This is a genomic window from Streptomyces sp. CO7 (assembly GCF_053474865.1).
This window is the reverse complement of record NZ_JBRIOU010000003.1, coordinates 383,062-390,407: the sequence shown is the minus strand read 5'-3', so window position 1 is coordinate 390,407 and position 7,346 is coordinate 383,062. Positions and strand designations below refer to the sequence as shown.

8 protein-coding genes are annotated in these 7,346 nt (G+C 74.1%); all 8 read right to left on the bottom strand.

The features are described 5' to 3' along the window. Positions 1 to 50: 50 nt before the first annotated feature. On the bottom strand, positions 51 to 947 hold the full coding sequence (locus ACOV8S_RS11710) for an SDR family NAD(P)-dependent oxidoreductase (RefSeq protein WP_448317718.1): 897 nt from the start codon (positions 945 to 947) through the stop codon (positions 51 to 53). A 256-nt stretch (positions 948 to 1,203) separates the two neighbouring features. Then, a complete protein-coding gene (lgt, locus tag ACOV8S_RS11705; protein ID WP_448317717.1) occupies positions 1,204 to 2,226 on the bottom strand; it encodes a prolipoprotein diacylglyceryl transferase in 1,023 nt (340 codons plus the stop codon). A gap of 85 nt (positions 2,227 to 2,311) precedes the next feature. Further along, a complete protein-coding gene (locus tag ACOV8S_RS11700) occupies positions 2,312 to 3,085 on the bottom strand; it encodes a DsbA family protein (protein ID WP_351114287.1) in 774 nt (257 codons plus the stop codon). 93 nt (positions 3,086 to 3,178) lie between these two features. Continuing rightward, positions 3,179 to 4,000: a tryptophan synthase subunit alpha gene (trpA, locus tag ACOV8S_RS11695; RefSeq protein WP_448317715.1), complete on the bottom strand. Its 822-nt coding sequence runs from the start codon at positions 3,998 to 4,000 to the stop codon at positions 3,179 to 3,181. Then, entirely contained in the window at positions 3,997 to 5,283 is a 1,287-nt protein-coding gene (trpB, locus tag ACOV8S_RS11690; protein ID WP_448317714.1) for a tryptophan synthase subunit beta, read from the bottom strand. Before trpB ends, trpA begins: the two co-directional genes overlap by 4 nt. A 13-nt stretch (positions 5,284 to 5,296) precedes the next feature. Beyond that, positions 5,297 to 5,599 carry a tryptophan biosynthesis modulator TrpM gene (trpM, locus tag ACOV8S_RS11685; protein WP_448317923.1) on the bottom strand — a complete coding sequence of 101 codons (303 nt, stop codon included), beginning with the start codon at positions 5,597 to 5,599 and terminating at the stop codon, positions 5,297 to 5,299. 23 nt (positions 5,600 to 5,622) lie between these two features. Continuing rightward, positions 5,623 to 6,432 carry an indole-3-glycerol phosphate synthase TrpC gene (gene trpC, locus ACOV8S_RS11680; protein ID WP_448317713.1) on the bottom strand — a complete coding sequence of 270 codons (810 nt, stop codon included), beginning with the start codon at positions 6,430 to 6,432 and terminating at the stop codon, positions 5,623 to 5,625. A 169-nt stretch (positions 6,433 to 6,601) separates the two neighbouring features. Continuing rightward, on the bottom strand, positions 6,602 to 6,994 hold the full coding sequence (locus tag ACOV8S_RS11675; RefSeq protein WP_448317922.1) for a DUF2752 domain-containing protein: 393 nt from the start codon (positions 6,992 to 6,994) through the stop codon (positions 6,602 to 6,604). Positions 6,995 to 7,346 lie beyond the last annotated feature (352 nt).

Genomic DNA, 7,346 nt, shown 5'->3' with positions numbered 1-7,346 from the left:
GCGGGGGGGCGGGGGGGGGGCGGCCCGGCGGGCCCGCCCGCCGCCCTCGCTCACGCCCCTGTTCCGGCCGCCGCGGCCGCGTGGGTCTCGCTGAGCCGGAGCACGGCCTCGGCGATGCGGGGGTCGGTCGCCGCGCGGAACGGTGCGACGGGGTGCGCCCGCGGACCGATGACCAGGCCGGTCCGGCCGGCCAGCGTGGGGTCGGTGGCGGCGGTGACCGAGGGCCTGGCCGCGTCGGACGCCGTACCGGCCGTGGAGCGCTCGAACCGGCGGCGCACCAGCGGCCACAGCAGCCGCAACGGCGGGGAGACGACCGCCGGGACCAGCGTGCCGTCGGTCATGGCGGTCGCCGCGCCCCCGGGATCGGCGGCGAGGACCGAGACGCCGGTGCCCTCCAGCCGCCTCGCCAGGTCGAGCGTGTAGGCGAGGTTCGCAAGCTTGGCGCGCCCGTACCAGTGGAAGCCGTAGTAGCCGCCCGGCGGCTCGACGGCGTCGAACACGCGCTTGGCGACACCGACCGCCCCGGAGGTCACGTTCACGATCCGGCTAGGCGCCCCGGCGGTGAGCGTGGGCAGCAGCAGCTCGGTGAGCAGGTACGGCGACAGGTGGTTGACGACGAACGACGCCTCCACGCCGTCCACCTGCCGCCGCTCGGCGAACATCGCGCCGACATTGTTGACCAGCACCGTCAACGGTTCCCCCGACGCCGCGTGACCGGCGGCGAGGGTGCCGGCCAGCTCGCGGACCTGGTCGAGCGAGGCGAGGTCGGCGGCCAGGAACCGGGCCGGACGCCCGGGGTGCGCCGCGTTGATCCGCTCGACCGCCCTGGCTCCGCGGCCGGCGTCCCGTCCGACCACGGTGACCGCGAAGCCCGCCTCGGCCAGCCCCAGCGCGGTTTCCAGACCGATGCCTCCCGTACCGGCCGTGACCACAGCTGTCTTCGACATGCGTCCCCTCCACCACCCGGAAAAACGGATGCTTCATCCGCTTGGGTGAAGACTAACACGACCGGATGACTCATCCGTTTCGTGGGCCGGCGGGGCCCGCCCGCCGACGATGAGGGCAGCACACGCCGGAGCGACCGCGCCGGGCCGGCGTGGTCGCCCTGGGAGCGGGAGGGCCCGCGAAGTGGGCCACCGGAACGACGACGCCGCGCCCCCCGGGATCGGGGGCGCGGCGTCGGTGTCGTACGGGGCGGGGTGGTTACTTGCCCTTGGCCTCGGTCGGGTCCGCTGCGGCCTTGGACGCCTCGGTGGCACCGCCGTCGGCCGCGTCGTCGGTCCCGGCGGAGCTGCCGCCGTCGGCCCCGTCGGCCCCGTCGGAACCGGAGGTCGCGGCGGGAGCGGTGTCGGAGGGGGCGCCGACGGCCGCGTCGGCGCTCTTCCCGCCCTCGGTGCCGGAGCCGTCCGTCGCCCCCGGCTCCACGACCGCCTCCCGGCCCGGCCGCTTGCGCGCGGAGAGGACGAAGTAGAGGACGGCCAGCAGGAAGACCGCCAGCGCGGTCCAGTTGTTCAGGCGCAGGCCGAGGATGTGGTGCGCCTCGTCGACCCGCATGTACTCGATCCAGAACCGGCCCACGCAGTACGCGGCGACGTACAGCGCGAAGGCGCGCCCGTGGCCGAGCCTGAAGCGGCGGTCCGCCCAGATGACCAGCAGCGCGACGCCGATGCACCACAGCGACTCGTACAGGAAGGTCGGGTGGTAGAAGCCCGGAACCCGGCCGTCGAGCGCGGAGTCGATGCGGACCGCCCAGGGGAGGTCCGTCTCGCGCCCGTACAGCTCCTGGTTGAACCAGTTGCCCCAGCGGCCGATGGCCTGGGCGAGGGCGATGCCAGGCGCCACCGCGTCGGCGTACGCCGGCAGCGGGATGCCGCGCTGCCGCGCGCCGATCCAGGCGCCGACCGCGCCGAACGCGATCGCGCCCCAGATGCCGAGGCCGCCCTCCCACACCTTGAAGGCGTCCACCCAGTCACGGCCTTCGCCGAAGTACAGCTGGTAGTCCGTGATCACGTGGTAGAGACGTCCGCCGACCAGGCCGAACGGCACGGCCCACACCGCGACGTCGGCGACCGTGCCCGGCCGTCCGCCACGGGCGACCCAGCGCCGGTTGCCGAGCCAGATGGCGACGAAGACGCCGATGATGATGCAGAACGCGTAGCCGCGGAGCGGGAAGGGACCGAGGTACAGCACCCCGCGCGACGGGCTGGGAATGTAGGCAAGTTCCATGGCAGGGACGACGCTACCGTGCCGGGCCCCCGGGAGGGGGGGCGGCCCGGCTACGGCTCCATAACGAGGCCGGACCCGGGACGGGTCACTGCGCGGCCTTCGCCTCCACCAGCTGCTTGAACTTGGCCGGCGTCATCGAGCGGTCCTCGTAGATGTTCTTGCCGTTGAGCAGGACCGTCGGCGTGCCGCTGAAGCCGCCCTCGCGGAAGGCCTTGTCCGACTCCCGGACCCAGCTGTCGTGGGTGCCCTCGTTCACGCAGGACCGGAAGGCGGCCGTGTCGAGGTCGGGGACCTTGTCGGCCAGCTCGATCAGCTTCTTGTTGTCGGCCAGCGCGTCGTCCGTCTCCTCGGGCTGGGCGTCGAAGAGGACATCGTGGTACTCGGCGAATTTCCCGGCGTCCTGGGAGCAGGCGGCGGCGTTGGCGGCGCGCAGCGAGCCGCTGCCGCCCAGGTTGCCGTCGATCAGGGTGACCAGGTGGTACTCGGCCTTCAGGGAGCCCGCCTCGGTCAGCTCGTGCACCGTGGACCGGTAGGCCGTCTCGAAGGCCTTGCAGGCCGGGCAGCGGAAGTCCTCGTACACGACCATCGTCGACGGGGCGTCGGGGCGGCCGACCGGGATGGCCAGCTTCTCCTTGCCGCCCGCCCCGGAGGGCGCCACCGCGGGGCCCTCGGCGTCGCTGGTGTCGCCTCCGGAGTTGGCGGCGACCACGCCGACGACCGCCGCGAGACCGAGGACGCAGACCACGGCCGCACCGACGATCATGGCGCGGCGGCGCTTGTCCGCGGCCTTCTGCTTCTCGCGCTCCATCACCAGGCGCTGGCGCGCATTGCGCTTTCCGTCTCGGTTCTTCTCACTCACATGGGGCAGAACGAACCGGGGAGGCGCTGCGCGCCTCCCCGGTCCCATGTCCACCCGTTCGAGTGAGCGGCGTCGCCGCCGCTGACAGCGGGGTTACGCCCGCCCGCGCACGCCCTCCGCCAGGTCGGCGGCGAGTTCCCGCACGGCCTTCAGCCGGGCCTCGGCGTCGTCGGCGGTGTCGAGCATCCGCTGCACGAACGCCGAGCCGACGATCACGCCGTCGGCGAAGCCCGCCACCTCGGCGGCCTGGGCGCGGTTGGAGACGCCGAGGCCCACACAGACCGGAAGGTCGGCCCTGGTGGCACGGGTGCGCACCACCAGGTCCTGGGCCTGCGCGCCGACCGACGCGCGGGTGCCGGTGACGCCCATCAGCGAGGCCGCGTAGACGAAGCCGCTGCCGGCCGCGGTGATCTCGGCGAGCCGCGCGTCCTTGCTGGACGGGGCGACGACGAACACGGTGGCCAGGTCGTGCTTCTCCGCGTGCTCGCGCCACAGCGCGGACTCCTGCACCGGCAGGTCGGGCAGGATGCAGCCCGCGCCGCCGGCCTCGGCGAGCTCGGCGGTGAACCGCTCGACGCCGTAGCGGTCGATCGGGTTCCAGTAGGTCATCACCAGCACCGGCTTCCCGGTGGCCTCGTGCGCCTCGCGGACGGTGCGCATCACGTCGGCGATCTTCACGCCACCGCGCAGCGCGATGTCGTCGGCGGTCTGGATGACCGGGCCGTCCAGGACCGGGTCGCTGTGCGGCAGGCCCACCTCGACGACGTCGGCGCCGCCCTCGAAGACGGCCTTGATCGCGTCGATGCCGCCGTCCACGGTCGGGAAGCCGGCCGGGAGGTAGGCGATGAGCGCGGAGCGGTCCTCGGCCTTCGCGGCGGCGAGGGTGTCGCTCAGCAGCTGTCGGTTGCCGGTCACTTGGCGTCCCCCTCGATCTCCGCGCCGTTGCCGGCCTCGTCCGCGGCGACCTCCGCGTCGGTGTCGTACAGCCCGAAGTAGCGGGCGGCGGTGTCCATGTCCTTGTCGCCGCGGCCGGACAGGTTGACCACGATCAGGCCGTCGGGGCCGAGCTCGCGGCCGACCTCGAGCGCGCCGGCCAGGGCGTGCGCCGACTCGATCGCCGGGATGATGCCCTCGGTGCGCGACAGCAGGCGCAGGGCCTGCATGGCGGCGTCGTCGGTGACCGCGCGGTACTCGCCGCGGCCGCTGTCCTTGAGGTAGGCGTGCTCGGGGCCGATGCCCGGGTAGTCCAGGCCCGCGGAGATGGAGTACGGCTCGGTGATCTGCCCCTCCTCGTCCTGCAGGACGTAGGAGCGGGAGCCGTGCAGCACCCCGGGCTCACCGGCGGTGAGGGTGGCGGCGTGCTCGCCGGTCTCCAGGCCGTGACCGGCCGGCTCGCAGCCGACCAGGCGGACGCCCTCGTCGGGGATGAAGGCGTGGAAGAGGCCGATGGCGTTGGAGCCGCCGCCGACGCAGGCGACGGCGGCGTCGGGCAGGCGTCCGGCGGTCTCCAGCAGCTGCCGCCTGGCCTCGACGCCGATGACGCGGTGGAAGTCGCGGACCATCGCCGGGAACGGGTGGGGACCCGCGACGGTGCCGAACAGGTAGTGCGTGTGGTCGACGTTGGCGACCCAGTCGCGGAACGCCTCGTTGATGGCGTCCTTGAGGGTGCGGCTGCCGGACTTCACGGCGACCACCTCGGCGCCCAGCATCCGCATCCGGGCGACGTTGAGCGCCTGGCGCTGCGTGTCGATCTCGCCCATGTAGATGGTGCACTCGAGACCGAACAGGGCGCAGGCGGTCGCGGTGGCGACGCCGTGCTGGCCGGCGCCCGTCTCGGCGATGACCCGGGTCTTGCCCATGCGGCGGGTCAGCAGGGCCTGGCCGAGAACATTGTTGATCTTGTGCGAGCCGGTGTGGTTGAGGTCCTCGCGCTTGAGGAAGATCCGCGCGCCGCCCGCGTGCTCGGCGAAGCGGGGCACCTCGGTCAGCGCGCTGGGACGGCCGGTGTAGTGGGCCAGCAGGTCGTCGAGCTCACGGGCGAACTCGGGGTCGGCCTTGGCCTTGTCGTACTCGACGGCGACCTCGTCGACGGCGGCGACCAGCGCCTCCGGGATGAACTTGCCGCCGAAGTCGCCGAAGTAGCCGGCGGCGGTGGGAACGGTGCCCTCGGGATCGGGCACGAAGAACTGACTGGACATGCGAAGGATTACCTCACAGATGATCACGGATGATGCCGGACGGACGTCGGGGCCTTCCCCCGCGCCATCGCATCCCGTTCACCTGTCCGGGTTCGTCCCCGATGACGTACCGGACCCGCCGGCCGTGGACGCGCCGGGCCGGCGCCCTGCAGCCGCGCGGCTTGCAGCCGCGGGCCAGCCGCGCGAAGCGCCCCTCGCCCGGACTGGCCGGGCAGCAGGAGCACGACGCCGGGCAGCACGCGGCCGGGCCCGGCTCCGGGGTGTGGGCCTGACGGCACGCACCCTCGGACGCGGGGTCCTCGGTCGACGGCTGCACGGCGGTGGTCATGCGGGGCTCCCTCAGGCGCGCCCGTGCCGGATGGCCGGGTGCTCGCCCGCCGCCACCAGGTCCGCGACCGCGGTCCTGGGGTCCTTGCCGATCACCAGCGACTCGCCGACCAGCACGGCGTCAGCACCGGCGTTGGCGTAGGCGATCAGGTCGTGCGGCCCGCGGACGCCGGACTCGGCGACCTTCACGACGTGCGGCGGGATCTCCGGAAGCACCCGCTCGATGGTGGAGCGGTCCACCTCGAGGGTCTTGAGGTTGCGGGCGTTGACGCCGATAACCTTGGCGCCGGCGTCCAGCGCGCGCTCGACCTCGTCCTCGTCGTGCGCCTCGACCAGCGCGGTGAGCCCGATGGACTCGGCCCGCTCGATCAGCGACTCCAGGGCGTCCTGCTCCAGGGCGGCGACGATCAGCAGCGCCAGGTCGGCGCCGTAGGCCCGCGCCTCCCAGAGCTGGTAGGAGGAGACGATGAAGTCCTTGCGGAGCACGGGGATGTCCACCCGGGCCCGGACCGCCTCGAGGTCGGCCAGCGATCCGCCGAACCGGTGCTTCTCGGTCAGCACCGAGATGACCGCGGCGCCGCCCGCCTCGTAGTCGGCGGCGAGGGCGGCCGGGTCGGCGATGGCGGCCAGCGCGCCCTTGGAGGGGCTGGACCGCTTGACCTCGCAGATGACCTTGACGCCGTTGCCGCGCAGGGCGGCGGCGCCGTCCTTGGCGGTGGGCGCCTTGGCCGCGCGCTCCTTGAGCTCGTCGAGGCCGACGCGCGCCTGCCGCTCCGCGAGGTCGGCCCGCACGCCCTCGATGATCTCGTCGAGCACACTCACGCGAGCGGCCCCCTTCCGTGACGGTGGTCGGTTCCGTTCGATACCGATGGTCACTTGCGATGGTATCCGCAGGGGGCCCCACGTCCCGCATCAGGCGGCGGCCGGTCCCACTACCTGGACGTTTCCCGCCTGTTTCCCGCCCAGGGGCATCAGGTGTGCGGACCCACCCTCATGGGTGCAGCCATCCGCCGAACGGCAGATTGCGCACGAGGGTGAACACGGCGAGCACGGTCCCGAGGGCCCACAGGTGTGCCGGCCGCGCCGTGACCCGCGTCGGCAGCCCCCGGGCCGTCCGCGCCGCCCACACGCTCCAGGCCACCGCGAACAGCAGGTAGCCGACGACGGCCGGGGCGTTGGCCTGCAGCGCGGCGAGCAGGTCGCCGTGGGCGAAGGCGTGGGCGCTGCGCAGGCCGCCGCAGCCGGGGCAGTACACGCCGGTGAGGGCGAGCAGCGGACAGGCCGGGTAGTGCCCCGGCCGGTTCGGGTCCACGGCCCGCACGTACGCGAAGGCGGCGACGACGGCGCCGAGCACGGCGACGGGAGGGGCCAGCCGCCGCCACAGGGGCCCGGCCGGCGCGCCCCCCGACGGGGCACGCGGCGGTCCGGCGCTCCCCGGCCCCGCGTCCGCCGCGCTCCCGTGCCCTGCGTCCGGGAGTCCGGCTTCCCCGCCGTCTCCCGGACCGGCGTCCCGGCGTGAGCCGTCCCCGCACGGTGCGTCCGCCGGTCCCGCGGACCTCTCCCCGGCTGTGGGCGTGTCGCCGGACCGGGTGGCGGCCGACGGTGTGCCGGGCGACTCCGTGGCGGGCGGGAGCGTGGCGGGCGACGGGTCGCCGGACGGCTGCTGGGCGAGGGAGCGCGGGGTGCCGGTGGTCACCCGGGCATTGTGCCCCGCACCGGCGCGCCGCGCGGTGCCC